The sequence below is a fragment of the Falsiroseomonas sp. E2-1-a20 genome, assembly GCF_051433195.1.
GTDB lineage: Bacteria > Pseudomonadota > Alphaproteobacteria > Acetobacterales > Acetobacteraceae > Falsiroseomonas.
The window spans coordinates 101738-127710 of the sequence record NZ_JBHMFT010000001.1 but is presented as its reverse complement, the minus strand read 5'-3'; the positions used below and the strand labels follow the sequence as shown (position 1 = coordinate 127710).

The following is a 25973-nucleotide window of genomic DNA, read 5'->3' as shown; positions in this document are numbered from 1 at the left end:
GGTCCGGCCAGGATTGCGACTGGCCTTCGCGTTAGCTGGCCCGCACGGTCGACTCCGTTGCGGAAGCCTGTTTCCTGCGCCACGCTGCGGCCTCACGGACAGGGTCTAGCACCGATGGCGCGACAGGCTTGGCTTCTGGGGGCGGCCGCCGCCGCCCTGCTTGCGGCGGGAACCGCGGCTGCCCAGGCGCCGCAACCGCGGCTGTTCCGCATGGCCACCAGCGTCGATGCCGCGACGCTCGACCCGCACGCCACCAACGCCCTGTTCACCTACCTGGTGGTCAGCCAGGTCTATGAGACCCTGACGCATCGCGGCGACGACCTGAAGGTGCAGCCCGGCCTGGCGCTGCGCTGGGAACAGGTGGAGCCGACCCGCTGGCGCTTCCACCTGCGCCCGGACGTGAAGTTCGCCGGCGGCGAGGCCTTCGATTCAGATGACGTGGTGTTCAGCATCACCCGGGCCCTGGCGCCGAGTTCCAACTACGGCATCTACGTCGATACCGTGGCCGCCGTGGAGGCACGGGATGCGCTGACCGTGGATGTGGTGACCCGCGTGCCGGACCCGGTGGTGCCGGACAAGCTGACCCGCGTGCTGATGATGGATCGCGGCTGGTCGGAGGCGAACCGCGCCGCGGTGCCGCAGAACTTCGCGCAGCGGGAGGAAACCTTCACCGTCCGCAACGCCAACGGCACCGGCCCCTACGTGATCCGGAGCCGGGAGGCCGACCAGCGCACCGTGATGGTGCGCAACCCGGGCTGGTGGGGTGCCGCGGAAACCCAGGGCAACGTCACCGAATACCACCACGTGACGCTCAATTCGGACGCGACCCGTGTCGCCGCGCTGCTCTCGGGCGAGGTCGACATGGTGCATGTGGTGCCGGTGCAGGACGTGGCCCGCATCCAGCGCGACCCGCGGCTGCGCATCCTGCAGGGCCAGGAGAACCGCACCGTCTGGCTCGGGATGCGGCAGGATGTGGAGGAGCTGGCCGGGTCCGACGTGCGCGGCCGCAACCCGTTCAAGGATTTGCGGGTGCGCCAGGCCATCGCCCATGCGCTGGACGTGGAGGCGATGCGCCGCACCACGCTCCGCGGCCAGGGCGTGCCGACGGCCAGCATGTGGACGCAGTTCGTGAATGGCTGGTCGGAGGATCTGGACCGCCGCCCGGCCCATGACCCGGCGCGGTCCCGCGCCCTGCTGGCCGAGGCCGGCTACCCGAACGGCTTCTCCGTGCCCTTCGAATGCCCGACCGGCACCTATGACGAGGCCTGCCAGGCAGTGGCCGGCATGCTGGCCCGCGTCGGCATCCGGGCGCAGTTGAACATCCAGCCCAACGCCCTGTTCAGCCAGCGCATCCGGCGGCAGGAGCCGATGATGTACGCGTTGTCCTGGGGCGTGCCGACCTTCGACGCCAGCTACACCATCCGCGCCGTCATGGCTTCCCGATCCGTCGGCGGGGCCGCGACCTGGAATGCCGGCGGCTGGTCCAATGCGGAATTCGACGCGCTGATCCCGCGCATCGACGGCGAGCAGGACCCGGAGGCGCGACGCGGCCTGATCCGCCAGGCGCATGCGCTGCACAACGCGGAACCCGGCCACATCCCGATGTACCACATGATGATTCCGTGGGCGCACCGGGCGGGGGTCGCGGTGACGCACCGGGCGGACAACCAGGTGCAGGTGCGGGAAATCCGGGTGGAGTAGCCTCAGGCCGGAAGCAGCGGGACGCCTTCCAACGGCGCGGCGCGGATCAGCGCCGCGTCGCGGGTGGCGAGGGGCAGGCGGCGCCGGATCGCAAGGTCCAGGTAAGCGGCGTCGTAGGGCGTCAGCGCATGCTGTCGTGCCAGATGATGCAGGCGCCGCGCCAGCAGCCCAAGCTCGGGCATCTCGGTGCTGATCGGCGTGGTCGCCAGGCGGCCATAGACCTGGTCGGCAAGTTCCACCGAAAAGCGCGAACGGCGCTCCGCACTTCGTAGAATGCTGGCGACCTCGAAATGCCAGATGGCGGGAACCAGCGCACCAGACTGCGCAACTCGCAGCAGCAAGGCGTCGGAGGCGGCATCCGCCTCGTCGATCAGGAACCAGGGTGCGGTGGCGGAGGCGTCGAGGACCAGCGCGGTCACAGGCCGCGCTTGCCCTCATCCTTGATGTCGGCCCAGCGGACGCCACGCAGGTTCATCTGGTCGCGCAGCGTCGTGATGTCCCGCACGATGAGGCGCGCTGCGTCCAAATCCAGCGCGAAGCTGAATTCCGCCGGCGCCAGCGTCGCAACCGGACGGCCACCCTCGGTAATCGTCAGCGTCTCCCCCCGCCGGACGCGGTCCAGCAGGTCTGAAAGCTCGGGGCGTGCTTCGATGGTGCCGTCCATAGGGCGAGACTAGGCTTCGCCCCGCACGGACTTCAAGCGCCGGCGAGCGTCAGCCCCTCGATCCGGATCGTCGGCGCATCCGTGCCACGGCGAAACTCCAGGTCGTTAGCCGCCGTCAGGTTCAGGAAGATGTCGCGGAGGTTGCCGGCGATGGTGATCTCGCTCACCGGCTCGGCCAGGGTGCCGTTGCGGATCATGAAGCCGGCGGCGCCGCGGCTGTAGTCGCCGGTCACGCCGTTGATGCCCATGCCGATCAGGTCCGTCACGTACAGCCCCTCGGTGATGTCGGACATCAGGTCGGTTGGCGTATGGGTCCCCGGCTCCAGCCACAGATTGCTCGCCGCCGGGCCGGGCGGGCCGCCGGTGCCGCGGCTGGCATGGCCGGTGCTGGCCATCCCCAGTTGCCGCGCGCTGCGCCAATCCAGGATCCAGGTCGTCAGCACGCCGTCCTCGACGATGGCACGCGGCGTGCCGGCCATGCCCTCCCCGTCGAAGGGGCGGGAGCGCAGGCCGCGGCGGCGGGTCGGGTCGTCCCGCACCGTCAGCCCCTTCGCCAGCGCCTGCTGGCCCAGACTGTCTGCGAGGAAAGAGGTACCGCGCGCCACGGAGGCGCCGTTGATGGCCCCCAGCAGGTGCCCGAGCAGGGAGGACGACACGCGCGGGTCGAACACCACCGGGATGCGCGCCGTCTTCGCCCGTACCGGGTTCAGCCGCGCCACCGCACGCTCCGCCGCCTGCCGCCCGATGGTCGCGGCATCGCCGAGATCCGACAGATGCACGACGGAGGACCAGTCATAGTCCCGCTCCATCGCCGTCCCCTGCCCCGCCAGCGCGGTGCAGGACAGGCCGTGCGAGGTGCGGACATATTGCCCGAGGAAGCCGGCGCTGGTCGCGAGGGTGATGCGGATACGGCCCCAGCTGGCATCGGCGCCTTCGCTGTTGGTGACGCCGGCCACCGCCAGCGCCGCCTCCTCCGCTGTCGCGGCGCGGGCGATCAGGTCCTCGGCCGTCGGCTCGGTGGGGTCTTCGAGGTCCAGCGGGCCGCCGTCGCGCGGCGGATCGAACTGGTCGGCGAGGCCGCCGAAGGGGTCCTCCGGCACCACCTTCGCCATCGCCACGGCACGCTCCGCGAGCGCCGCGAAGCCGGCCGGGTCGGCCGCGGTGGTCGAGACGATAGCCTGGCGGCGGCCCACGAACACGCGCAGCCCGATGTCGAAGCCCTCGGAGCGCTCCAGCTGCTCGATCCTGCCGAGGCGGCGGGAGACCGACAGGGAGGCATTCTGCACATGCAGCGCATCGGCGCTGTCGGCGCCCGCACGCTTCGCGCAGGCGACGAGCTCCGCGATCAGCGACGCGTCGCTCATGCCGCCAGCCTTTCCGCGATGGAAGGCAGGCCAGGCACCTTGCCGGCCGGACCGAGCGCCGCCAGCGTCGGCGCACCGCGGAACGCCATGGCCGCCGCTTCCTGCACATCGGCCACGGTGACGGCGGCGATGCGGGCCTTGGTTTCCTCGGTCGGGATGATGCGGCCATGCACCTGGAGCTGGCGGGCGAGCTGCTCGCAGCGGCTGCCGGTGGATTCCAGGCTCATCAGCAGGCTGGCGCGCAACTGCGCCTTGGCGCGGTTCAGTTCGTCTTCCGTCACGTCATGCTGCACGCGGCGCAACTCCTCCAGCGCAACGGGCACCAATTCCTCCGCCTGGTCCTCCCCCGTCCCGGCGTAGACGGCGAAGACGCCGCCGTCCGCGAAGGGCGAAGCAAAGGAATAGATGGAATAGACCAGCCCGCGCTTCTCCCGGATCTCCTGGAACAGGCGCGACGACATGCCGCCGCCGAGCAGGGTGGACAGGAGCTGCGTCGCCATGTGCAGCCTGTGCGTCGAGGAGACGGAGGGGAATCCGAGGCAGAGATGCACCTGGTCCAGGTCACGCTCCTCGCGGAACTCGCCGCCGGTGTAGCGCGCCGGTTCCGGCACCGCGGCGGCCGAGGTCGGCAATCCGGAAAAATGCCGCTGGGCGAGGTCGAGCAGGTCCTCGTGTTCCAGCGCGCCGGCGGCGGCAACCACCATGCGGGTCGGGCCGTAGTGGCGGCGCATATAGCCGACCAGCGCCTCCCGGCTCATCGCCTTGATGGTGTCCTCGGTGCCCAGCACCGGGCGGCCCATCGCCTGGGTGCCGTAGGCGGTCGCCTGGAAATGGTCGAACACGATGTCGTCCGGCGTGTCGTTCGCCTGGCCGATCTCCTGCAGGATGACGCCGCGCTCGCGCTCCAGCTCCTCCGGCACGAAGGTGCTGTGGGACAGGATGTCGCCGATGATGTCGGCGGCCAGGGCCACATCCTCCTTCAGGATCTTGGCGTAGAAGGCGGTGTTTTCCCGCGACGTGTAGGCGTTCAGGTGGCCGCCGACATTCTCGATCTCGCGCGCGATGGCGGCGGCGTCGCGGCGTTCGGTGCCCTTGAAGGCCATGTGTTCGAGGAAGTGGGAAACGCCGTTCTCGGGAGCGGATTCATGCCGGGTGCCGGCATCGACATAGGCGCCTATGGAGACGGTCTCGACCCGCGGCATCTTCTCGGACACCACGGTCAGGCCGCTGGGCAGCCGGGTCAGGCGGATGGCGTCGTTCATGGTCTTCCTTCGCCAGTCATCAGGAGACGCCGGGTTTACGCGGCGTTGCGGAGCGTGTGGGCGCGCACGAAGGCCTCGATCGCACCGAGGTCCGCGGGCAGGCGCGAAAAGCGTTCGGGACGCTCATATAGGTCGGCGAGGCGCGAAGGCAGAGGGGCCTCGATTCCGGTCGCCTCCCGCACCGCATCCGGGAACTTCGCGGGATGCGCGGTGGCGGCGACGACGATCGGGATGGCCGGGTCGGAGGGCGGGCTCGCCATGGCCGCCGCCGTGCCGATGGCCGTGTGCGGATCGGCCAGGTAGCCCTGCCCATGCAGCCGCCGGATCTCGGCGAGCGTCCCGGCATCGTCCAGCGCGAATCCGCGAAAAATCTGGCAGGCGCTGCGCCAGGCGGCGTCGGGCACCGGCATGCGGCCCTCGGCCCGGAAGCGCTGCATGGTGGCGGCCGTGGCGGCCGGGTCGCGGTGCAGCAGTTCGAACAGCAGGCGCTCGAAGTTGGAGGACACCTGGATGTCCATGGAGGGCGAGAAGGAGGGCTCGACCGCCCGCATCGTCATGTCGTTGCCCGACAGGAAGCGGGTCAGGATGTCGTTGCGGTTGGAGCCGATCAGCAGCTGCGCGATCGGCAGCCCCATGCGCCGCGCCGCCCAGGCCGCCAGCACGTTGCCGAAATTGCCGGTGGGGACGCTAAATGCCACCTCCCGGTCCGGCGCGCCGAGCGCCAGGGCGGAGGCGACGTAGTAGGGGATTTGCAGCGCGATCCGCGCCCAGTTGATGGAATTGACCGCCGACAGATGCATATCCCGGCGGAACGGCGCATCGGCGAACATCGCCTTCACCAGGTCCTGGCAGTCGTCGAAGGACCCCTCCACCGCCAGGTTCGCGACGTTCGACGCCAGCACCGTGGTCATCTGCCGCCGCTGCACCGGGCTGGTGCGGCCTTCCGGGTGCAGGATCACGATGTCGATGGACGCACGGTCCCGGCAGGCCTCGATGGCGGCGGAGCCGGTATCGCCGGAGGTGGCGCCGACGATGGTGACCCGTTCGCCGCGCCGCGCCAGCACATGGTCGAACAGCGGGCCCAGGGCCTGCATCGCCATGTCCTTGAAGGCCAGCGTCGGGCCGTGGAACAGCTCCAGCGCGAACATCCGGCTGTCGAGCTGCACCAGCGGCGCCACGGCCGGATGGTCGAAGCTGGCATAGGCCTGGCGGAACATGGTCCGCAGCGTCGCCTCCCCCGGCTGCCCGCCGGTGAACTTCGCGACGATGTGGGCGGCCAGGTCCGCATAGGGCAGGCCGCGCAGGCCGCGCCATTCGGCGCTGGTCAGCACCGGCCAGGCCTCCGGCACGAACAGCCCGCCATCCTCGGCGAGGCCGGCCAGCAGGACGCCTTCGAAATCGCGGGGGGCGGCGGCGCCGCGTGTGGAGATGTAGCGCATGTTGCCGAGACTAGCCCGCCGGGCCGGCGGCGGCGAGGGGCGGCACGGCGGTTGCAGCGCAGGCGGCGGTCATCGAGGGATTCGTTGCATGCGCCGCCTGATTGCCCTGTTCCTGCTCATCCCCGGCCTCGCATTGGGGCAGACCGGGGGGCAGAATGGCCCGCCGATCCGCCTGATCGTGCCCTTCGCCCCCGGCGGCGCCTCCGACGTCACGGCGCGCATCGTGGCGCCACCGCTGGCCGCCGCCCTCGGGCGGACCATCGTCATCGAGAACCGGCCAGGCGCCGGCGGGATGCTGGGGGCGGAGGCGATGGCGCGCGCGGCGGCGGATGGCAACACGCTCGGCATCTCCAACACCTCCCCGCACGGGACGGTGCCGCTGGTGGCGGCGAGCCCGCCCTATGACAGCGACCGCGACTTCACCCACATCGCCATGGTGGCGGAAACGCCGACGGTGCTGCTGGTGCCGATGGCCAGCCCCTTCGCCACGCTGCCGGAGTTCCTGGCGGCGGCGCGCGCCCGCAGCGGCGGGCTGAGCTTCGCCTCGACCGGCGTCGGATCGCTGCAACACCTGCAGGGGGAGGCGCTGGCCCAGGCGGCGGGCGGGCGGCTGGTGCATGTGCCCTATCGGGGCACCGGCCCGGCCCTGCAGGACCTGATCGGCGGCACGGTGGACAGCCTGCTGACGCCGCTGGCCGGCACCACCGGGGCGATCTCGGGCGGCCAGGCGCGGGTCCTGGCGGTGTCCTCCGCGCAGGGCTTCGCGCCGCTGCCGGGCGTGCCGACCTATGCGGCGCTCGGCTTCCCCGGGCTGACGGCGACGAGCTGGACCGGCATCTCCGGCCCGCACGGCCTGCCGCCGGCCTTCGTGGCGCAGGTGAATGCCGCCGTGAACCGCATCGTCGCCCTGCCGGAGACGGCGGTGCGGCTGGAGGCGGCGGGGCTGTATCCGCCCGCGACACCTTTGGACGCCGCGGGCTTCCAGGCCGTGGTGGCGGATTTCGCGCGGGTGTGGCGGCCGGTGGTGGCGGCGGCGAACATCCCGCGCAACTGAGGCGTTATTGGGGCTCCGCCAGGAAGGCCTCGACCAGCGCGTTGAAGGTCGCGGCGTGTTCGAAATAGGCGGAATGGCCGGCCGCCGGGATGGTGGCGACGCGGGAGCCAGGGATCTCGGGGGCCATCGCCTCCGCCGCGAAGGGCGCGATCACCTGGTCGCGGCCGCCCGCGATGAAAAGCACCGGGCAGCCGGCGGCGGCAAGGTCCGCCGGCGGGCGGCGGCGCATCTCGCCCATGCGGGCGCGCACCGCTTCCTTGTCGAAGCCGGTGGTGAGCTTGTCCATCTGCGCATACAGGTGGTGCAGGGCCGGCTGCGCCTCCGCCATCGCCGGTCCACAGGCGGGCAGGATGTTGCGGCCGAGCATGGCCGCCCGCGCCTCCGCCGCATCGCGCGCCCAGCCGGCCAGCCGCCCGCGCTCCGGCTCCCGCATCTGCCGCGGGTCGAGCGAGCCGGTGGTCGCCGCCAGCACCAGGCGGCGCACCCGGCCGGGCAGCATCAGCGCGTATTCCACCCCGGTCCAGCCGCCCATGGACTGGCAGACCAGCGTGATGTCGCCGAGCCCGAGATGGTCCACCAGCGCCGCCAGGTCGTTCGCGTATTCCCGTGGGTCCGGCCCGCCCTCCGGCGCGGTGGAGGGGAAGAAGCCGCGGTGGGAGAAGCTGACGCAGGTGTGGCGTGGAGCGAAATGCGCGACCTGCTGCCACCAGGACATGTAGCAGCCGCCCAGGCCGTGCGCGAAGACGATGGGCGGGCCGCTGCCCGAGACCTCATAGGCGATGCGGCAATCCGGGCGGTCCAGCATCTGGCGCTGGCGCGGCGGGGCGGTGAAGTCCATGCGGCAAGTCCTCCTGGCCGCACAGCCTAGACCTCGTGGCGCGCCTGGGTAGGGGGCGCCAGCGCCATCAGAAGCGCCGGAGCAGCCGGTCGATGTAGTCCAGTTCCTCCTGCGGCCGGGTCCGTTCGGCACCGCGCTTGCGCAGTTCTTCCTGGATGCGGCGGGTGCGGAGCAACTCGGCCTCGTCCGGCACGCGGGTGTCGCTGCCATTGTCCTGCGCGCCGGGGGCTTCGCGGGTGCGGCGGCCGAGGGGGTCGCGGCCCTGGCCCTGGCCCTGCGCCTGGTCGGAGCCCTCGCCCTGGCCTTGCCCCATCATCGGGCCCTGGCCTTCGCCCTCGCCCTCGCCTTCCTCGCCCTCGCCCGGCTCGCCCTGGCCGAACTGGCGCTGCATCTGCTGCGCCATCTGGCGGCCGCCTTCCTGCAACTCCCGGATCGCGGTCTGCTGCGGGGTGCGGGCGTCGCCGCCCTGCCCCAGCGCCTCCTGCGCCTCCCGCATCGCCTGGTCGGCGCGGCCGAGCGGGGCGGGGATCTCGCCGGTGAGATCCCCGAACTGCTGCATCACCTCGCCGAGTGCCCGGCGCAGGGCGCGCTGGATGCGCGCCTCGTTCTGGGCCTCGCGCAGCGCCTCCGCCTCCGTCGCGCTGCGGCGCTCCTGCTGCTGGTCCTGCTGGGGTGCGGGGCGGGACCAGGGGGCGCGGTTCTGCAATTGCTGGGCGCGGCGATCGGCCTCCCGCTGCTCGGCCTCGGCCTCCGCACGGCGGTGGCCGCTGTCCAGCATCTGGGTCTGGCGGCGGACCATGTCCTGCACCACGCCCATCTGCCGCTCGCCGCGCTCGCGCTGCTGGCGCTGGCGCTCCTGGGCCTCGGAGCGTGGGGTGCGGCCTTCCTCCAGCGCGCGCAGCATCTCCTCCAGCTCGGCCAGCTCGCGCTCGGCGTCCTGCGGGCGGTCCTGGCGATTGGCCTCGCGCATCCGATCCGTCCGGCGGTCCAGGTCGCGGCGGTCCATCAGGCGGTTCTGCGGGTCGGTCGGCATCGACTCCGCGTTTTCCTGCTGCAGGCGTTCCGCCAGCGCTTCCAGGTGGCGGCGGATGGCGTCGCGCAGTTCCTGGATGCGGCGGTCGGTTTCCTGGCGCTGCTGCTCGGTCTGCTCGGCGCGCTGCCGGTCCTGCTGCTGGTCCTGTTGTTGATCTTGGGGCGGCTGCTGGTTCTGCTCCTGGCCCTGCTCGCGGTTCTCCTGGGGCGGGGTTGCCTCGCGGTTCTCCTGCTGCTCCCGCATCGCCTGTTCGAGCTGCTCGCGCAGTTCCTCGATGGCCTGTGCCAGGGCGCGGGCGGTGCGGTCGGCGCGGCCTTCCTCCAGGGCCAGGGCGGTCTCCCACATTGTCTCCTGCGCCTCCGCCACCGCCTCGCCGCGGCGGTCGCGGGCCAGGCGGTGGCGGGCGCTGCGCAGCGACAGGAAGGTGGTGGTGTCGTGCTCGAAGGCCTCCGGCGCGTTCGCCAGGCGGTCGAGTTCGATCTGCGCCTCGCGCCGCCTGGTCGGGTCGAGCGACAGCGACTTGCGCAGCGCGATCAGCGCCTGGGCCACCGGGTGGGCGAAGGCGCGTTCGGGCAGCGTCAGGGTCGCGGCCTCCGACCGGCCCTCCTGCCCCGCGCCGTCGCGGGCCATCAACTGGACCTGCACCTCAAGTCCCGCCCAGGGGTGGGCGGACAGGTCGGGGCCGGCATTGCCGGTGGCCTCCCGGGGCTGTGCGCCGGGCAGGTTGATGTCCAGCGTGTGCGCCGGCGCCTGCGGCCGGGCGACCAGGCGGAACTGCGCCTCCAGATGCGCCACGCCCCAGTCATCCCCGGCGCGCCAGGGCAGCCGCAGGCCGAGGCCGCGGGCGGCGCGCGCCGGTGGGTCGGTAAATTGCGCGGTGGGCGGCTGGTCCGCCTGCACCGTCAGGGTCCAGCCCGCCACCTCGAACCCGTCGCGGCGGATCACCAGCCGCGCGCCGTGGTCGAGCTGCGCCTCGGCCGACCAGGACCGGGCATCGAGCGCGCGGAACGGCGTGGCGGCGCTGCCGATGACCAAATCGGGCGTGCCGCCGGTGCCCCCCGAGAGCGCCACCTGCAACCGGCTGCCCTGCGGCACCGCCAGGTCGCCGCCGGCGGCATCGAGGAAGATCGGCGCGGCGCCGGTATAGCCGGGCGGCGTCACCCAGGCCTCCAGCCGCAGCGCCGGCGCGGCGGTGGCGAGGCCGAAATCCGGCACCAGGGCGCGGCGCAGCCGCTCCGGCGCCTCCGGCCCGGCGATGACCAGGGCGGCAAACAGCGCCAGGCCGAGGCCGGCGCGCAGGGCGATCGGGTCGCGCCGCGCCAGGCCCGGCCGCGGCAGGCCGACGCGCAGCTGGCGGATGGAGGCGGCGGCGCGGCGACGATGCGCCTCCCACACTGCCAGCGCCATCGGGTCGTTGCCGGCCGGGCGGTCCGCCAGCGCGGCGAGCGGCCGGTGGGCGAGGCCGGAGGCGGATTCGAGGCGGCGATCCCCCTCGTCCCGCCCCGGCACCGAAAGGCGCCGGAAGCCGCGCCAGCCGGCGACCGCGATGCCGGCCAGGAAGACGAGGCTCAGCACCGGCCTTGCCCAGGGCGGCAGCAGCAGCGGCAGGCCGAGCAGCGCCACCAGCAGGAAGACGCCCAGCACGCCAAGCGGCGGCCACAGCGCCGGCCACACACGTTCCCACCCCAGCGCGGCCCTCGCGGCCAGACGTTGGCGCGGCAGGCGGCGGAGGGGGTTTTTCGTCATGCGGCCATCCAGGGCGGCAGGCGCTGGCCGGCCAGAAGCTGTTCATGCGTCTGGCGCGGCCGGATCACGGCGAAGCGGTCGCCATCCACCAGCACTTCGGCGGCCAGGGGCCGGTTGTTGTAGGTGCTGCTCATCGCCGCGCCATAGGCCCCCGCATCCAGGATCGCGACGAGGCTACCCGGTTCGAGCTGCGGAAGGCCACGATCTCGGGAAAACGTGTCCCCGCTCTCGCAGACCGGCCCGACGACATCGGCCGGCGAGGTCGCGGCGGTGTAGGCGGCGGGCGCGACCGGGACGATGCCGTGCCAGGCCTCGTACATCGCCGGCCGGATCAGGTCGTTCATCGCGGCGTCCAGCACCACGAATCGGCGTTCCGCCCCCTGCTTCTGCAGGATGACGGAGGCCAGCAGCACGCCGGCCGGCCCGACGATCCAGCGGCCCGGCTCCAGCATCAGCTCCACGCCGAGATTGCCGAGAGTCGCCTGGATGACGCCGGCGAGCGCCGCGGGACTCGGCGCCGGCTCGTCCCGGTAGGGGATGCCGAGGCCGCCGCCGCAATCGACGCGGTCCACCGGCAGCCCGGCCGCGCGCAGCTGGCGGACCAAATCGGCCAGGTGGGCGTAGGCGATGCGGTAGGCGGAGACGCCGGCGGTGATCTGGCTGCCGATATGCACCGCGACGCCGACCGGCCGGATGCCGGGCAGCGCCGCCATCCGCGCATACAGCGCCGGGGCCTCGCCGATCGCCACGCCGAACTTGTTCTCCGACTTGCCGGTGGTGATCTTGGCGTGGGTCTTGGCGTCCACGTCCGGGTTCACCCGCAGCGCCACGCGGGCCGTGCGGCCCATGGCGGTGGCCGCGGCGGAGATCATCTCCACCTCCTCCGCGCTCTCGGCGTTGATCTGCTGGATGTCCTGGTCGAGCGCGAGGCGAAGTTCGGGAAAGGTCTTGCCGACGCCGGAGAAGACGATGTGGCCGGGGGCGATGCCGGCCGCGAGGGCCACGCGCAACTCGCCCTCGCTGACGATGTCCGCGCCCGCCCCGGCCTCCGCCAGCACCCGCAGCACGGCCAGGCTCGGGTTGGCCTTGACGGCGAAATGCACCTCCGCCGGCAGGCGCGCGTCGGACAGCGCCGATTGCAGCGCGCCCAGGCGGCGGCGCAGCGCGCCCGCGGAATAGACCCAGGCGGGCGTGCCGGCTTCCGCCGCGATGCGCGCCAGCGGCACCTCCTCCATCATCAGGCCCGCGAGCGGGTCCATGGTGAGGTGGGGGCGGAGGGCGAGCAGCTCGGGGAAGCTCGGGTCGGAGGCGGCGTCGAGGGCGACGGCAGGGAGGGCGGCCATCCCTTCACTTTGGGGTGGCCGCGGCACTTCGCCAAGCTCCATGTCCTGCCGCATTTTCCGAGCCGCCCGGCGTGGACGCCCGGCTTGAAAATGCTCCTAGTTCGTGAGCCGGATATCGGCCGCCCGCACCACCTCCGCATAGCGATCCAGTTCGGCGCGGATGAAGGCCTCGGCCTCCGCCGGCGTGCTGGAACGCGGGGTCAGGCCGAGCGTCGCGAACCGCTCCCGCACCTCCGGCGCCGCCACTGCCTCCGCCACCGCGGGGGCGGTGCGGCGGGCCACGGCTTCGGGAATGCCGGCCGGGCCCAGCAGGGCGAACCAGCTTTCCACCACCAGGTCTATGCCCTGTTCCCGGAAGGTCGCGACCTGCGGCAGCGCCTCCAGCCGCGCTTCCGACAGCACGCCGAGCGCCTTGATTCGGCCTTCGCGCAGCAAGGGCAGGCCGGAGGCGATGGTGGCGAAGAACAGCTGCACCTGCCCGGCGGCGAGGTCGTTCATCGCCGGCGCGGCGCCGCGATAGGGCACATGGGTCAGCTTGATGCCGGTCAGCAGTTGCAGCCGCTCCGCCGTCAAATGGCTCGACGTGCCCTGGCCGGCGGAGGCGATGGCGATGCCGTCCGGCCTGGCGCGGGCGGCGGCGATGGCGGCGGCGGCATCGGCGGGGGCGAATCCGGCGGCGGCGAACAGGATCTGCGGCGTGGCGGCGACCAGCGAGATCGGCGTGAAGTCGCGCGTCGGGTGGTAGGGCAGCCGGTCGTTCAGCGCCGGCAGGATGGCGTGCGGCGTGTCCGCCAGCAGGATCGTGTGGCCGTCGGTGCCGGCGCGGGCGACCGCCTCCGTCCCCAGCAGGGCGCCGGCGCCGGCGCGGTTCTCCACCACCACGGATTGCCCGAGGCTGGCCTGGAGCCGCGGTGCGATCAGGCGGGCGACGATGTCGCTGCTGCCACCGGCGGCGTAGGGCACCACCAGGCGGATGGTGCGGCTGGGCCAGGTGTCCTGCGCCAGGCCGGGGCGCGAGGCGAAGACGGCGGCGGTGGCGCCGAGCAGCGTGCGGCGTCCGGTTCCGGACATGGCGTTTTCTCCCGATCGGCCTGGTTGATCCGGCCGGCCGGGAGTGTGCTTGGGCCATAGATACGGATCAATGGCCCTTCGGGGTCGCCCGCTACCGGTTGGGATAGGCCCGCGGGAATGTCACCTGGTCCGGCGGCCCGGGCGGGCGGATGCCTCCGGCGCGGCCGCAGGCGGCGAGGGTGCCGGCGACCAGCAGCAGCGCGATCAACAGCCTCATGCCAGCTTCTCCTGCCATTCCGCCGCCATCCGCGCCACATTGGCCGGCGCGGTGCCGCCGTAGGAAATGCGGGACCGGACGGAGGCGGCGACGGACAGCACGCCGAACACCGCATCCGTGATGCCGGGCTCCACCGCCTGCATCTCCGTGATCGTCAGGCCGGCGAGGTCCACGCCCATCGCCTCCGCCTTCGCCACCAGCCGGCCGGTGACGTGGTGGGCATCGCGGAAGGGCAGCTTCAACTCGCGCACCAGCCAGTCCGCGAGGTCCGTCGCGGTGGAGAAGCCGGCGCCGGCCGCCTCCGCCAGCCGCCCGGGCTGCGGCTGCATGTCGCGCACCATGCCGCCGGTGGCGGCGAGGCACAAAGCAAGGGTCTCGGCACTGTCGAAGATGCCTTCCTTGTCCTCCTGCATGTCCTTCCCGTAGGTCAGGGCGAGGCCCTTGATCACGGTCAGCATGCCGACCAGCGCCCCCACCACGCGGCCGGTCTTGCCGCGCACCAGCTCCGCCGCATCCGGGTTGCGCTTCTGCGGCATGATGGAGCTGCCGGTGGTGAAGGCGTCGGAGAGCTTCACGAAGCCGAAATAGGGGTTGGTCCAGATCACCACCTCCTCCGCGAAGCGGGACAGGTGGGTGACGCACATGGCGCAGGCGAACAGGAACTCCGCCGCGAAATCGCGCGAGGCCACGGCATCCAGGCTGTTGCGCATCGGCCGATCAAAGCCCAGCGCTTGCGCGGTCATGTGGCGGTCGATCGGGAAGCCGGTGCCGCACAGCGCCGCGGCGCCGAGCGGACTTTCGTTCAGGCGGCGGCGGCAATCCGCCAGCCGGCCGCGGTCCCGCGACAGCATCTCGACATAGGCCAGCAGGTGGTGCCCGAAGGTGGTGGGCTGCGCCGGCTGCAGGTGGGTGAAGCCGGGCATCACGGTGCCGGCGTGCTCGGCGGCGCGGGTGACCAGGGCGCGCATCACGTCGGCCAGCTGCGCGTCCAGGCCATCGATCGCATCCCGCACCCACAGCCGCACATCCAGCGCCACCTGGTCGTTGCGGCTGCGTGCGGTGTGCAGGCGCTTGCCGGCCTCGCCGATCCGCTCCGTCAGCCGGGCCTCGATGTTCATGTGGATGTCTTCGAGGGCGTCGCTGAAGGTGAATTTTTCCGAATTGATCTCCTCCGCGATGTCGGCGAGGCCCTGGCGGATCTTGGCCTCGTCCTCCGCGCTGATGATCCCCACATGCTTCAGCATGGCGGCGTGGGCCAGGCTTCCGGAAATGTCCTGGCGCCACATCTTGCGGTCGAAGCCGATGCTGGCATTGATCTCCCGCATGATGGCGGAGGGGCCTTCGGCATAACGCCCGCCCCAGAGGTCATGGCTCGCACGCGGTTCGGTCACGGAGGAGGTCTTTCGGTGCAGAAGTTCATGCGGGATCGCCGTGCCATCCTGAGTCTGGCGGCGGGTGCGACCTTACTCGCCGCCGGCCCGATGCGCCAAGCGGCGGCCACCGGGCTGCAACGCCTGACCGAGCACCCGGAGGCGAAGCCGCTGCCCGAGGGCCTGTCCTTCACCGATGCCGAGGGCCGCGCCACCGGGTTCGAGGCGTTCCGCGGCAAGGCGCTGGTGGTGAATTTCTGGGCCACCTGGTGCCCGCCCTGCGTGGCGGAAATGCCGGCGCTGGACCGGCTGCACGCCCAGGTTGCGCGGGAGGGGATCGAGGTGCTGGCCCTGTCCAACGACCGCGGCGGCCGCGCCCAGGTGGAGCCGTTCTACCAGCGCACCAACCTGCGCCACATGGGCATCTGGCTCGACCCGCGCGGCGCCACCGGCCGGGCGCTGGGGGTTCGGGTGCTGCCGACCACGATCATCATCGACCGGCGGGGACTTGAAGTGGCGCGGCTGATGGGCGAGGCGGAGTGGGACCAGCCACCGGTCGTCGCCGCCATCCGCCGCCTGACCCGCACACCGGCCGCGCCCGAAACCGCCCGCACCTGAGACAGGATTTTTCGCCATGCCCGATGATTCCATGACCGCCACGACCGCCTTCGAGACGCGGCTGGACAAGCTGGCGGCGCTGGCCGTGAAGGTCGGGCTGAACCTGCAGCCGGGGCAGGAGCTGGTGATGACCAGCCCGGTCGAGGCGCTGCCGCTGGTCCGCCGCATCGCGGTCCACGCCTACCAGGCCGGCGCCACGCTGGTGACGCCGCTGATCGGCGATGACGAGGTCGCGCTGGCCCGCTACCGCCACGCAGCGCCGGAGGCCTTCGACGTCGCCCCCGGCTGGCTGTTCGAGGGCATGGCGGCGGCCTTCCGCGGCAATGCGGCCCGCCTCGCCGTGGTCGGCGAGAGCCCGACCCTGCTGGCGCAGCAGGACCCGGAGAAGGTGGCGCGCGCCAACCGGGCGCGGTCCATCGCCTATCGCCCGGCGCTGGAACTCATCACCAGCTTCGCCATCAACTGGAACCTGGTCCCGGCCTCCACCCCTGGGTGGGCGCGGGAGGTGTTTCCCGGCCTGCCGGAGGCCGAGGCTGTCGCAAAACTGTGGGACGCGATCTTCGCCGCCTGCCGCGTCGATGTGGCCGACCCGGTGGCCGAATGGGCCGCCCACAACGCCCGCCTGCACGCCCGCACCAGGTACCTGAACGAGCGGGATTTCCTGGAACTGCGCTACCGCGGCCCGGGCACCGACCTGACCATCGGCCTGGCCGATGGCCATCTGTGGGCGGGTGGCGCGGAACCGGCCAAGAACGGCATCACCTGCAACCCGAACATCCCGACCGAGGAAGTCTTCACCACGCCGCATCGCCTGCGGGTGCAGGGCACGGTGCGCTCCACCAAGCCGCTCGCCTACCAGGGCACGCTGATCGAGGATATTTCCGTCACCTTCGCGGAAGGCCGGATCGTCGAGGCGAATGCCTCGAAGGGCGCGGAGGTGCTGCGGAAGGTGCTGGAGACGGATGAGGGGGCGGCGCGGCTGGGCGAGGTGGCGCTGGTGCCGCATTCCTCGCCGATTTCGGCCAGCGGCCTGCTGTTCCGCAACACGCTGTTCGACGAGAACGCCGCCAGCCACATCGCCCTCGGCCAGGCCTACACCACCTGCCTGCGCGACAGCGTGGGCGTGCCGATGGAACGCCTGGCGGAGCGTGGCGCCAATGCGTCGCTGATCCACATCGACTGGATGATCGGCAGCGGCGCGCTGGATATCGACGGCGTGACGAAGGATCGCGCGGTGCAGCCGCTGATGCGCGGCGGGGAGTTCGTGGCGGTCTGACAGGCTGCGGAAGAACGCCTGGAAAGCCCCTGCCGAAGTGTCTGGTATCGTTCCCCTGGTTGCGGCCCCCCTCGCCCTGCCCTCTCCCCCCAAGTGGGGGGAGTGGGTTCCAGTCCGCGTACTTCCAACAGACTGCTGGCGCCGCCTCAGGTCTCCGCGCCGCCATTCACCTGCAGCATCTGGCCGTTGACGAAGGCGCCGTCTTCCGAGGCCAGCATCCGTACCACCGCCGCGACCTCCCGCGGCCGGCCCATGCGGCCAACGGGCACGCGGGCGACCATCTTCTGGCGGTATTCGGTGGGGTTGTCGTCCTCGTCATCGGCCGCGATGGGACCCGGGGAGATGGCGTTGACTGTGACGCCCTTCGGTCCGAACTCCTTGCCCATCGACTTGGTCAGGCCCCAGAGCCCGTGCTTGGCGACCGAGACGGGGGCGCGGCCGGCATAGCCGTGGATGGCGTTCATCCCGGTGAAGTTGACGATCCGGCCCCAGCCCTGCGCCAGCATCCCCGGCAGCACGGCCTGGGACAGCCAGATCGCGGCCTCCATGTCCACCGCCATCACCCGGCGCCAATCCTCCACCGTCAGGTCGAGAAAGGCTTTGGCCGGGCGCAGCGCGGCGTTGTTCACCAGCACGTCCACCGTGCCGAACTCGGCCAGGGCCTCGCCGGCGATGCGGGCGCATTCGGCGGGGCTGCCGACATCGCCCATCGCGACCAGGGCGCGGACGCCGAGCGCACGGGCCTCGGCGGCCACGGATTCGGCGGCGGCGCGGTCGGAGGAGCCGTTGACCACGACGTCGAACCCCTCCCGGGCCAGGGCCAGGGCCACGGCGCGGCCGATGTTGCGGCCGGCGCCGGTGATCAGGGCGGTGCGGGCGGTGGCAGTCGTCATCGTCGAGTATCCTTGGAATGGAGCGCTGCCCCCCTCACCCAACCCTCTCCCCCCGGAAGCGGGGGGAGAGGGCTAGGCAGGGCGGCGCATGAAGTCGGCGCAGCGTTCGCCCACCATCAGCGCGGCGGGCTGGATGTTGGGGGATGGGATCAGCGGGAAGACGCTGGCATCGGCCACGCGCAGGCCCGTCACGCCACGCACCCGCAGTTCCGGGTCCAGCACCGCGCGGCTGTCGGTGCCCATGCGGGCGGTGCCGCAGGGGTGGAAGACGGTGCCGGCGGTGGCGCGGATGTTGGCCTCCAGGGCCGCGTCGCTGGTGGCGGCGGGGCCCGGGCGCAGTTCCTCCTCGACCAGGCCGGCGAAGGGCGCCTGGGCGGCGATGCGCTGCGACAGGCGGGCGGCGCCGAGCATGATGCGCAGGTCGTTCGGGTGGTCCAGGTAGTTCGGCCGGATCACCGGCTTGTCCGCCGGGTCGGGCGAGGCCAGCGCCAGCGTGCCGCGGCTGTCCGGCCGGCAGGGGCCGTAGTTCCACATCACGCCGGGGAAGCCGTGCAGGCCCTTGGTGTAGTCGAACGTCGAGAAGTTCACGAACAGGAACTGCGCCTCGGCTTCCTCCGCCCCTGGCGTGATGCGGGCGAAGGCCGTCGCCTCCCCGGCGCCGATCGCCAGCGGGCCGGCGCGGCGCAGCAGCCAGTCGAGGCCCATGGCGCCCTTCCGGACATGGCTGCCGAGGATCTCGTTCAGCGTGGCGCAGGGTTTCGTGCGGAAGATGAACTTCGCGATCAGGTGGTCCTGCAGGTTGCGGCCGACATCGGGGCTGTGCGCCACGCTGGCGATGCCGAACTCGGCCAGCGCCGCGGCATCGCCGATGCCGGACAGCATCAGCAGCTTCGGCGTCTCGATGGCACCCGCGCTGAGCACGATTTCACGGGACGCGCGGAACACCCCCTGCCCGGTCTCCACGCCCACCGCACGGCCATCCTCGAACAGGATGCGGTGGACGGAAATGCCGGTGCGGACCTCCAAATTCGGCCGGCGCATCGCCGGATGCAGGTAGGTGCGGGCGGAGGACGAACGGAAGCCGCTGCCGACGTTGAGCTGCACCGGGCCGACGCCCTCGATCGGGCCGCCGCCATTCACGTCCCGGAAGCGCGGCAGGCCGGCGGCGACGCAGCTTTCGACGAAGGCCTTCGCGGCGGGCGCCAGGCGCTTCGGCTCGCTGACGCGGATCGGGCCGTCGCTGCCGCGGGCCTCGGATGGCGCGCCCTCCCAGGTCTCCAGCTTGCGGAAGAAGGGGGCGACTTCCTCGTAAGCCCAGCCGCGGGCGCCGGATTGTGCCCAGCGGTCGTAGTCGTTCGGGCTGCCGCGCAGGAAGACCAGGCCGTTGACCGAACCCGAGCCGCCCAGCACCCGGCCGCGCGGCCAGTGCACGGCGCGGCCATCCAGCCCTGGCTCGGCCTCCGTCATGAAGCGCGGGTCGTAGCGGCCGCTGCCGTAGAGCTTCGCGTAGCCCATCGGCAGGCGGATCCACGGGTCGCGGTCCGGCGGCCCCGCCTCCAGCAGCAGCACGCGGGTGCGCGCGTCCTCGGACAGGCGGGCGGCGACGACGCAGCCGGCGGAGCCGCCGCCGATGACGATGATATCCGCCGTGGTCGGGGTGCTCACTGTTCCAGCTTCACCCCGGTGCGGGCGACCACGTCGCGGAACTTCGCCATCTCGCTGCGGAAAAAGGCGGCGGCATCGGCCGGGGCGTTGGGGCGCGTCCAGGGCGCGACGCCGGCCAGCAGCAGGCGTTCCCGCAGGGTGGGCTGCGTCAGCGCCTCGCGGATTGCCTGGTTCAGGCGGGCCACCACGGCGTCGGGCATCCCGCGCGGGCCGATCACGGCGAACCAGTTCTCCAGGTCGAAGCCGGGCAGCGCCGATTCGTTCAGGGTGGGGATGTCGGGGAAGCTGGGAAACCGCTCCAGCCCCGTCACCGCGACGCCCAGCACCCGGCCATCGCGCACCTGCGCGGCGGCGGAGGCCAGCACGGCGACGCCCCACTGAGTCTCCGCCTTGGCGATGCTTTCCACCATCAGCCCGCCGGAGCGGTAGGGCACATGCGCGAACCGCCCGCCCTGGCCCATGACCGAGGCGAACATCTCCGCCGAGAGATGCGGCATGGAGGCGACGCCGGAGGAGGCGAAGGGCAGCGCCTCCGCCCCGCCTTCCCGCATCCGCGCCACCATCGCCTGCGGCGTGCGGGCGGGGAAGCCGGGCTGGGCGACGACGATCATCGGGCCGGTGCCGACGATGGCGATGTGCGTGTAATCCGCCAGCGGGTCGTAGCGGGTGCCGCCGACCAGGGCGTTGGGGGCGAGGGCGTGGGAGGAGGCCTCGACCAGCATCAGCACATGGCCGTCCGGGTTCTGCCGGCGCAGCCAGTCGCTGGCGATCATGCCGGAGGCGCCGGCGCGGTTCTCCACCACCACGCGGCCCTCGGCGCCCAGCGCCGGGCCGAGGCGGTCGGCGAGGAGGCGGGAGGTGATGTCGGTGGAGCCGCCAGGGGCGAAGCCGACGGCGAGGTTGATGGTACGGTCGGGGAAGGCCAAAGCAGGCAGGGTCAATCCCACCGCCAGCGTCACGCCGAGCAGGCTGCGTCGCAACATCTTCCCGTTCCTCCGTTCGTTGCGCCCAGCCTCCCGCTTCACCGGCGGGCTTGCAAGGGTGGCGCCGGGCTTATTGCCGATTGCAACGGGGCAGAAGTCTCGTTGCGGCGGCGGCGCCTTGCTGCCAACCTTCCCGGACCGACAGGGAAGGCATCTGGAATGCGTTATACGGTGATGGCGGCGGGCGTGCTGGTGGCATTGGCGGCGGGCGGCCCCGTTTGGGCGCAGGGCGATGTGATCGCGGAGCGCCGCGCCGGGCTCGGCGGGCTTGGGCAGACGATGGAGGCGGTCGCCAATACCGTGCGGTCCGGCGGCGATACGCGGGCGCTGGTGCCGCGGATCGAGGCGATGTCCGCCTTCATGACCACGCTGCCGAACCTGGTGCCGGCGCCGTCCCTCACCCCGCCTCAGGCCCAGGGCACCAATCCGGGGCAGACCCGGGCGCTGGCCGCCATCGATGCGAACCGGGCGGATTTCCAGACCCGCGCCAACACCATGCAGACGGCCTTTGCCACGCTGCGGACGGCGGCGGCGTCCGGCAGCATCCCGCCGGACCTGCTGCGCAGCACCGGCGGCACCTGCGGCGCCTGCCACCAGCAGTACCGCGCGCGCTGATTCTGCGCCGGGGCGTCAGCCGTAGCGGCTGATGCCCCACACCGCGCCGGCGGCCGCGGCCAGCAGCGCCACGGCCAGAAGGTTGCTGCCCATGCGCGGCTGCGGGCCGCGATAGACCACGGGCAGGCGCAGCGCGCCGGTGATCATCGGGCCGACCAGGTTCTGCCCGCGCAGCACGCGGTAGGCCAGGATCGCCACGATGTGCAGCACCGTCGCCGCGACGATGAACCAGAACACCCGCAGATGGATCGAGGTGGCGAGGGCGCTGGTCGCGGTCTCGACCTCCCGCGCCAGGGGGCCGCGGCTGAAGATCTCGTTATCGGCGAACAGGCCGGTGGTGGCCTGGGCCAGCAGCAGCAGCAGCATCACCAGCACCATCCAGCCGCCGGCGGCGTTGTGGCCGATCTCGACCGCGGCCTGGCGGCGGCGGAATTGGCCGAAGTGGCGCAGAGCTTCGAGGGGGGATTTCAGGAACTGGCCGAAGCGCGCGGTCTGGCTGCCGACCAGGCCCCAGGCGATGCGGAACAGCAGCAGCGTCAGCATGGTGTAGCCGGACAGCATGTGGATATCGAAGCGATGCGTGACGGCGGACCAGTAGGACAAAGGGATCAGGATGACGATGGCCCAGTGCACCAGGCGGATCCAGGGATCCCAGACCTTCAGGCGGCGAGTGCCCGGCTCGGTTGTGGTCTCGCGCGCCATCCTGGAGTCCCATGCCTGCAACGAGCCCGATTAGGCCGTGCCGCCGGCGCGCGGCAAGTTTCGTAAGGTGACCAGTCGATAGGTGAACGGGCGATGCAGGCGTTGATCCTGGGCTGGCCCGCGGTGGCCGTGGCGATGCTGGCGGCGCTGGCGGTTCTGCTGGCGGCGCGGCGCTGGGCGTGGCTCGGCGGGCTGGCGGCCGGGGTCGGGGTTCTGGCGGGCTGGTGGTGGGTGTTCGGGTCGCTGCCGGCCTCGCCACGGCAATTGCCGGAACGGCTGCCGCTGCTGGCGCTGGCGGTGCTGGCCTGGACGGCGCTGGGGCTGGGCTGGCGTGCGCCTGGCAGCGCCATGGCCGTGGCGGGCGCGCTGGGCGCGGGGTGGTGGATGGCGGGGGCGCCGCGCACCCTGCCCGACCTTGTCCAGGCGGCGCCGGTGCTGGGGGCGGTGGCGCTGTATGTGCTGCTGGCGCTGCGTGGCGCCGGCTGGGTGCCGGTGCTGGCGGCGGCGACGCTGCTGGTGGGGCTGGTGCTGGCCGGGCTGCCGGGGCCGGGACCATTGCTGGGCGCGGTGCTGCTGGTGGCGAGCCTGATGGCGCGCTTCGCACCGGCCGGCGGCGCGCTTGCCGCCCTGCCCTTCGCCGCGGCGCTGGCGGCGCTGGCGGCGGTTCCGGTTCTGGCGCGGGGGGCGCCGGCGGATTGGGTGGCGGCGGCGGTGCCGCTGCTGGTGGTCTGGGGGCTGGCGCTCAGGCGCTGAACAGGAAGTCCCGCACCAGTGCCGCCGTCTCGTCCGGGTCCGAGGCGGCGACGTGGTAGCTGTCGTTCTCCACCACGACAAGGCGGGAGCCACGGATCCGCTCCTGCCACGCCCGCACCTCCGCCACAGAACCCAGGCCGCTGCCCGTCGTGGTCACCACCAGCGTCGGCGCCCGGATGCGCTCGACCTCCGCCGTCACGTCCACGGAGGGGACCATGCGGAGGAAGCCATCGAGGGTGGAGGCGGCGGTCCGGCCCATCATCCGCGTCCACCAGTCCAGCGCCTCGGGCGACATGCGGCTGCCCATGCGGCCGGCGTTGGAGGCGGCGACCCAGGCCGGCACGCCCTCCGCCGCGATCTGTGCCCGCCACGCCGGGGTGCGGTCGGCCATCCCGGTCAGCGAGGCCGGGCCGCCGAGCACCGCCAGCTTCTCCACCAGCCCCGGGTGCCGCGCCGCCAGCGCGAGCGCGATGGTGCCGCCGATCTTGCCGCCGACCAGGTGCACGCGCGCGACGCCCAGGTGCCGGATCGCCGCCACCACGTCGGAGACAAGTTCGTCGAAGCGCCAGGGATGCTCCGCCGGCATCGGCGTGGAGGCGCCGTAGCCGCGCAGGTCCAGCCGCACCACCCGCGCGTGCCGAGCCAGGGCCGGGACGAAGGCGCGAAACGCCTCCCGGCTTTCGGCCAGGCCGTGCAGCAGCAGCACGGTCGGCGCCGGAACCCAGGGATCGGTGAAATCGTCCACCGCATAGGCCAGGGTGGTGCCGGGGGAGACCTCGAATTCGGGCATGCGGAACGAACCCCTCAGATGCAGCGGGTGCCGCCGCCGTCGATGTCGATGTTGGTGCCGGTGATGAAGCCGGCGCGGTCGGAACACAGGAAGGTCACCAGCCCCGACACCTCCTCCACCGTGCCGAGGCGGCCGAGGGCGACGGAAGCGATGGCGGCGGCGTTCTCCGCATCCGGGTCGCGGCCGCTGCCGGCGGCGCCTTGGGCCACCAGCGCATCCCAGCGCGGCGTCGCGATCGGGCCGGGATTGACGCCGACGACCAGCACGTTGTCCGGCGCGCAATCCTGCGCCAGCGCGTGGGTGAAGCTGAGCAGGCTCGCATTGACGCTGGATCCGACGATGTAGGTGGCGCGCGGCTGGTGGCCGGACCGGCCGATGATGTTCACCACCCGCCCCCAGCGCCGCGCCCGCATCCCGGGCACCAGCAGCCGGGCACAGCGCATGTAGCCCATCAGCTTCAGGTCCAGCGACTTGCGCCAGGTGGCGTCGTCCGAGTCCGCGATGCGGCCCATCGGCGTGGCGCCGGCATTGTTCACCAGGATGTCGATACGCCCGAGTGCCGCGTCCGCCTGCGCCACCGCGGCATCGAGCTGCGCCGCATCCACGAGGTCCGCGGCGACCGGCACGGTGCGGCCGCCGGTCTCGGCCGCGATGGCGGCGGCGGCTTCCGCCAGGCGGTCCGCATTGCGGGCGATCATCGCCACCGCCACGCCCTCCGCCGCCAGTTCCCGCGCGATGGCGCGGCCAATGCCGAGCGAGGCGCCGGTGACCAGCGCCGTCCTGCCCCTGAGGCCGAGTTCCATGCCTGTGTCCCGCTCCGTCCCACGCGCCAGAGGCCGCGCGGCGGCGGGACTGTCAACTGGTTGCGCTTCCGCGGGCGGGACCAAACATGCGGATCACCATGTCCCTGCTGAAGACCGCCCTGGCGCTGTTCGCGCTGTTCTTCCTGCTGCCGCTCGGCATCTCCGCGGCGCTGTATCAACGCGACGGCATCGGCCCGGGCTGGTGGACCGCGGATCGCGGCAGCGCCGGGCTGCTGCCGCCGGCGGCGCAGAACCCGGGCGCCGTGGTGCGCGTCTTCGCCGCCCCCACCGTGCGCTGGCGCGGCATCTTCGCCGTCCACAGCTGGGTGGTGTTCAAGCCGGAGGGCGCCGGCGCCTACACCCGCTACGACTACACCGCCTGGGGCGACCCCATCCGCCTGAACGGCTTCGAGGCCGATGGCCGCTGGTTCGGCCGCGCGCCGCAGGTGGTCTTCGCCGCCGACGGGGCGGAGGCGGCGGCGATGATCCCGCGCATGCAGGCAGCCATCGAGGCCTATGAATGGCGCGACCGCGGCGACTACCGGGTCTGGCCCGGCCCGAACTCCAACACCTTCGTCGCCGCGGTGATGGATTCGGTGCCGGAGATCAACGCCGTTCTGCCGCCCAACGCCATCGGCAAGGATTTTCCCCACGATGGAAGGTGGCTGCGGCTGACGGAGACGGGAGTGCGCCTGAGCCTGGGTGGCTATGCCGGGCTGGCCGTGGGCTGGGTGGAGGGTCTGGAGGTCAATATCCTCGGCGCGGTCGCTGGCGTGGATGTGCGCCGGCCTGCCCTGAAGCTGCCGGGTTTGGGGCGCATCGGTCTGGCGCCGGTGGCGGAGGCAGCGCTGCCGCCCCCACCACCAGCCGGCCCGGCATCGGCCGCCTCGCCATCAGGTTGAGGCAGGGCGAATAAATTTGATGCTGGATTGAACGAACCGTTCCCGAAGGCGTTGGGACCCAGATGCCGGACGCGCCCTGCTCGCCGGCAGAGACTTCGCCTCCACTTCCGAGGAAGGAAATGATCATGCGCCTTGTGGCAACCGCCGCAGTGCTCGGCCTGCTGGCAGCCCCGATGATGGGGATATCGGCCGCCTCCGCACAGGGACCACGCGGACCCATGAACCAGGACGACGTCACCGACCACGTCCAGACCACCCGCGACCTCGCCAATGTCTGCAACCCCCAGGTCCGCGGCGTCAGGCGGTACGAGGCGATCGCCTATTGCCAGGGCTTCCTGACCGCAGCCGGGCAGTATCACGCGATGATGTTCCCGACCGGCGGCCGCGGCCGGCCGATCTACTGCGTGCCGACGCCTGGGCCAACCGTGGCCGAGGCCGGCCTCGGCTTCTCCGCCTGGGCGCGCGAAAATCCGGGGCGCTGGAACGAGCCGGCGCTGGATGGCTTCCTGCGCTGGGCGCAGGAGCGTTTCCCCTGCGAGCCGGCGCAGCCCCGCCGCAACCGCCCGAACCGCTGAGCGAAGGAGCCTTCATCATGCGCACCATGCGCCTCGCCCTCCCCCTGGTTGCCGCCCTCGGTCTCTCGGCCTGCGGTGACATGAACCCGACCCAGCAGCGGGTCGCCACCGGCGCCCTCGGCGGCGGCGCCGTCGGCGGCGTCCTCGGCTCCTTCAGCGGCAATGCGGGCCTCGGCGCGCTGCTTGGCGCCGGCGTCGGCAGCGCCGGCGGCTTCCTGTACGACCAGTCGCAGCCGCGCTACGACGACCGGCGCGCCCCGCCGCGGCGGTACCGGGACGAGCGTCGCTACCGCTGA

Annotated in this window: 26 protein-coding genes; 9 read left to right on the top strand and 17 right to left on the bottom strand. The window is 72.3% G+C overall.

Annotation, left to right across the window (positions count from 1 at the left end):
• Positions 1-114: 114 nt before the first annotated feature.
• Positions 115-1701 carry an ABC transporter substrate-binding protein gene (locus tag ACFHPP_RS00595; protein ID WP_437161323.1) on the top strand — a complete coding sequence of 529 codons (1587 nt, stop codon included), beginning with the start codon at positions 115-117 and terminating at the stop codon, positions 1699-1701.
• A 2-nt stretch (positions 1702-1703) separates the two neighbouring features.
• Here the strand turns inward: ACFHPP_RS00595 and ACFHPP_RS00590 are convergent, their stop codons facing one another.
• From ACFHPP_RS00590 to thrC, 5 genes are read right to left on the bottom strand one after another with little or no spacing between them, the layout of a single operon-like run.
• A complete protein-coding gene (locus ACFHPP_RS00590) occupies positions 1704-2120 on the bottom strand; it encodes a type II toxin-antitoxin system VapC family toxin (RefSeq protein WP_437161322.1) in 417 nt (138 codons plus the stop codon).
• Positions 2117-2365, bottom strand: coding sequence for a type II toxin-antitoxin system Phd/YefM family antitoxin (locus ACFHPP_RS00585; protein ID WP_437161321.1), 249 nt, complete (start codon positions 2363-2365; stop codon positions 2117-2119). The genes ACFHPP_RS00590 and ACFHPP_RS00585 overlap by 4 nt, the downstream gene beginning before the upstream one ends.
• 32 nt (positions 2366-2397) lie before the next feature.
• Positions 2398-3729, bottom strand: coding sequence for a TldD/PmbA family protein (locus tag ACFHPP_RS00580; protein ID WP_437161320.1), 1332 nt, complete (start codon positions 3727-3729; stop codon positions 2398-2400).
• The gene (locus ACFHPP_RS00575) at positions 3726-4991 is read right to left on the bottom strand and encodes a M16 family metallopeptidase (protein WP_437161319.1); all 1266 of its coding nucleotides are present in this window, start codon (positions 4989-4991) and stop codon (positions 3726-3728) included. Before ACFHPP_RS00575 ends, ACFHPP_RS00580 begins: the two co-directional genes overlap by 4 nt.
• Positions 4992-5026: 35 nt before the next feature.
• Positions 5027-6430, bottom strand: a complete 1404-nt coding sequence (gene thrC / locus ACFHPP_RS00570; RefSeq protein WP_437161318.1) for a threonine synthase — start codon at positions 6428-6430, stop codon at positions 5027-5029.
• An 88-nt stretch (positions 6431-6518) separates the two neighbouring features.
• Between thrC and ACFHPP_RS00565 the strand changes: the two genes are divergently transcribed.
• The gene (locus ACFHPP_RS00565; RefSeq protein WP_437161317.1) at positions 6519-7484 is read left to right on the top strand and encodes a Bug family tripartite tricarboxylate transporter substrate binding protein; all 966 of its coding nucleotides are present in this window, start codon (positions 6519-6521) and stop codon (positions 7482-7484) included.
• Between the two features lie 4 nt (positions 7485-7488).
• Here the strand turns inward: ACFHPP_RS00565 and ACFHPP_RS00560 are convergent, their stop codons facing one another.
• The 6 genes from ACFHPP_RS00560 to argH form a co-directional block, all read right to left on the bottom strand.
• Positions 7489-8322 carry an alpha/beta fold hydrolase gene (locus tag ACFHPP_RS00560; RefSeq protein ID WP_437161316.1) on the bottom strand — a complete coding sequence of 278 codons (834 nt, stop codon included), beginning with the start codon at positions 8320-8322 and terminating at the stop codon, positions 7489-7491.
• 67 nt (positions 8323-8389) lie between these two features.
• Complete coding sequence (locus ACFHPP_RS00555) at positions 8390-11101, bottom strand: DUF4175 domain-containing protein (protein WP_437161315.1); 2712 nt, start codon at positions 11099-11101, stop codon at positions 8390-8392.
• On the bottom strand, positions 11098-12444 hold the full coding sequence (gene lysA / locus ACFHPP_RS00550; protein WP_437161314.1) for a diaminopimelate decarboxylase: 1347 nt from the start codon (positions 12442-12444) through the stop codon (positions 11098-11100). Before lysA ends, ACFHPP_RS00555 begins: the two co-directional genes overlap by 4 nt.
• A gap of 96 nt (positions 12445-12540) precedes the next feature.
• Positions 12541-13515, bottom strand: coding sequence for a Bug family tripartite tricarboxylate transporter substrate binding protein (locus ACFHPP_RS00545; RefSeq protein ID WP_437161313.1), 975 nt, complete (start codon positions 13513-13515; stop codon positions 12541-12543).
• Between the two features lie 91 nt (positions 13516-13606).
• On the bottom strand, positions 13607-13732 hold the full coding sequence (locus tag ACFHPP_RS00540) for an LPS translocon maturation chaperone LptM (protein WP_437161312.1): 126 nt from the start codon (positions 13730-13732) through the stop codon (positions 13607-13609).
• Positions 13729-15123, bottom strand: coding sequence for an argininosuccinate lyase (gene argH / locus ACFHPP_RS00535; protein ID WP_437161311.1), 1395 nt, complete (start codon positions 15121-15123; stop codon positions 13729-13731). Before argH ends, ACFHPP_RS00540 begins: the two co-directional genes overlap by 4 nt.
• Positions 15124-15138: 15 nt before the next feature.
• Between argH and ACFHPP_RS00530 the strand changes: the two genes are divergently transcribed.
• Positions 15139-15720, top strand: coding sequence for a TlpA family protein disulfide reductase (locus ACFHPP_RS00530; protein WP_437161310.1), 582 nt, complete (start codon positions 15139-15141; stop codon positions 15718-15720).
• A 16-nt stretch (positions 15721-15736) separates the two neighbouring features.
• A complete protein-coding gene (locus ACFHPP_RS00525) occupies positions 15737-16996 on the top strand; it encodes an aminopeptidase (protein WP_437161309.1) in 1260 nt (419 codons plus the stop codon).
• A gap of 146 nt (positions 16997-17142) precedes the next feature.
• Here the strand turns inward: ACFHPP_RS00525 and ACFHPP_RS00520 are convergent, their stop codons facing one another.
• The 3 genes from ACFHPP_RS00520 to ACFHPP_RS00510 all read right to left on the bottom strand — a co-directional run bounded on the left by ACFHPP_RS00520 (position 17143) and on the right by ACFHPP_RS00510 (position 20537).
• Positions 17143-17889: an SDR family NAD(P)-dependent oxidoreductase gene (locus tag ACFHPP_RS00520; protein ID WP_437161308.1), complete on the bottom strand. Its 747-nt coding sequence runs from the start codon at positions 17887-17889 to the stop codon at positions 17143-17145.
• A gap of 72 nt (positions 17890-17961) precedes the next feature.
• Positions 17962-19554 carry a GMC family oxidoreductase gene (locus ACFHPP_RS00515; protein WP_437161307.1) on the bottom strand — a complete coding sequence of 531 codons (1593 nt, stop codon included), beginning with the start codon at positions 19552-19554 and terminating at the stop codon, positions 17962-17964.
• Positions 19551-20537, bottom strand: coding sequence for a Bug family tripartite tricarboxylate transporter substrate binding protein (locus ACFHPP_RS00510; RefSeq protein WP_437161306.1), 987 nt, complete (start codon positions 20535-20537; stop codon positions 19551-19553). Before ACFHPP_RS00510 ends, ACFHPP_RS00515 begins: the two co-directional genes overlap by 4 nt.
• 159 nt (positions 20538-20696) lie before the next feature.
• On the opposite strand from ACFHPP_RS00510, the gene ACFHPP_RS00505 reads away from it, so the two are divergent.
• Positions 20697-21152 carry a cytochrome c gene (locus ACFHPP_RS00505; protein ID WP_437161305.1) on the top strand — a complete coding sequence of 152 codons (456 nt, stop codon included), beginning with the start codon at positions 20697-20699 and terminating at the stop codon, positions 21150-21152.
• A 15-nt stretch (positions 21153-21167) separates the two neighbouring features.
• On the opposite strand, the gene ACFHPP_RS00500 is transcribed toward ACFHPP_RS00505, so the two are convergent.
• Entirely contained in the window at positions 21168-21854 is a 687-nt protein-coding gene (locus ACFHPP_RS00500) for a cytochrome b/b6 domain-containing protein (RefSeq protein ID WP_437161304.1), read from the bottom strand.
• 93 nt (positions 21855-21947) lie between these two features.
• Between ACFHPP_RS00500 and ACFHPP_RS00495 the strand changes: the two genes are divergently transcribed.
• On the top strand, positions 21948-22607 hold the full coding sequence (locus ACFHPP_RS00495; protein ID WP_437161303.1) for a hypothetical protein: 660 nt from the start codon (positions 21948-21950) through the stop codon (positions 22605-22607).
• Here ACFHPP_RS00495 and ACFHPP_RS00490 read toward each other — a convergent pair.
• Together ACFHPP_RS00490 and ACFHPP_RS00485 are read right to left on the bottom strand one after the other, a co-directional pair.
• Positions 22597-23397 carry an alpha/beta fold hydrolase gene (locus tag ACFHPP_RS00490; protein WP_437161302.1) on the bottom strand — a complete coding sequence of 267 codons (801 nt, stop codon included), beginning with the start codon at positions 23395-23397 and terminating at the stop codon, positions 22597-22599. The genes ACFHPP_RS00495 and ACFHPP_RS00490 overlap by 11 nt on opposite strands.
• Positions 23398-23411: 14 nt before the next feature.
• Positions 23412-24200, bottom strand: a complete 789-nt coding sequence (locus ACFHPP_RS00485) for an SDR family NAD(P)-dependent oxidoreductase (protein ID WP_437161301.1) — start codon at positions 24198-24200, stop codon at positions 23412-23414.
• Between the two features lie 86 nt (positions 24201-24286).
• On the opposite strand from ACFHPP_RS00485, the gene ACFHPP_RS00480 reads away from it, so the two are divergent.
• The 3 genes from ACFHPP_RS00480 to ACFHPP_RS00470 all read left to right on the top strand — a co-directional run bounded on the left by ACFHPP_RS00480 (position 24287) and on the right by ACFHPP_RS00470 (position 25973).
• Complete coding sequence (locus ACFHPP_RS00480) at positions 24287-25102, top strand: DUF3750 domain-containing protein (RefSeq protein WP_437161300.1); 816 nt, start codon at positions 24287-24289, stop codon at positions 25100-25102.
• A gap of 125 nt (positions 25103-25227) precedes the next feature.
• A complete protein-coding gene (locus ACFHPP_RS00475) occupies positions 25228-25677 on the top strand; it encodes a Rap1a/Tai family immunity protein (protein ID WP_437161299.1) in 450 nt (149 codons plus the stop codon).
• Between the two features lie 17 nt (positions 25678-25694).
• Positions 25695-25973 (top strand): glycine zipper domain-containing protein, encoded by a 279-nt coding sequence (locus tag ACFHPP_RS00470; RefSeq protein ID WP_437161298.1) that lies wholly within the window; start codon positions 25695-25697, stop codon positions 25971-25973.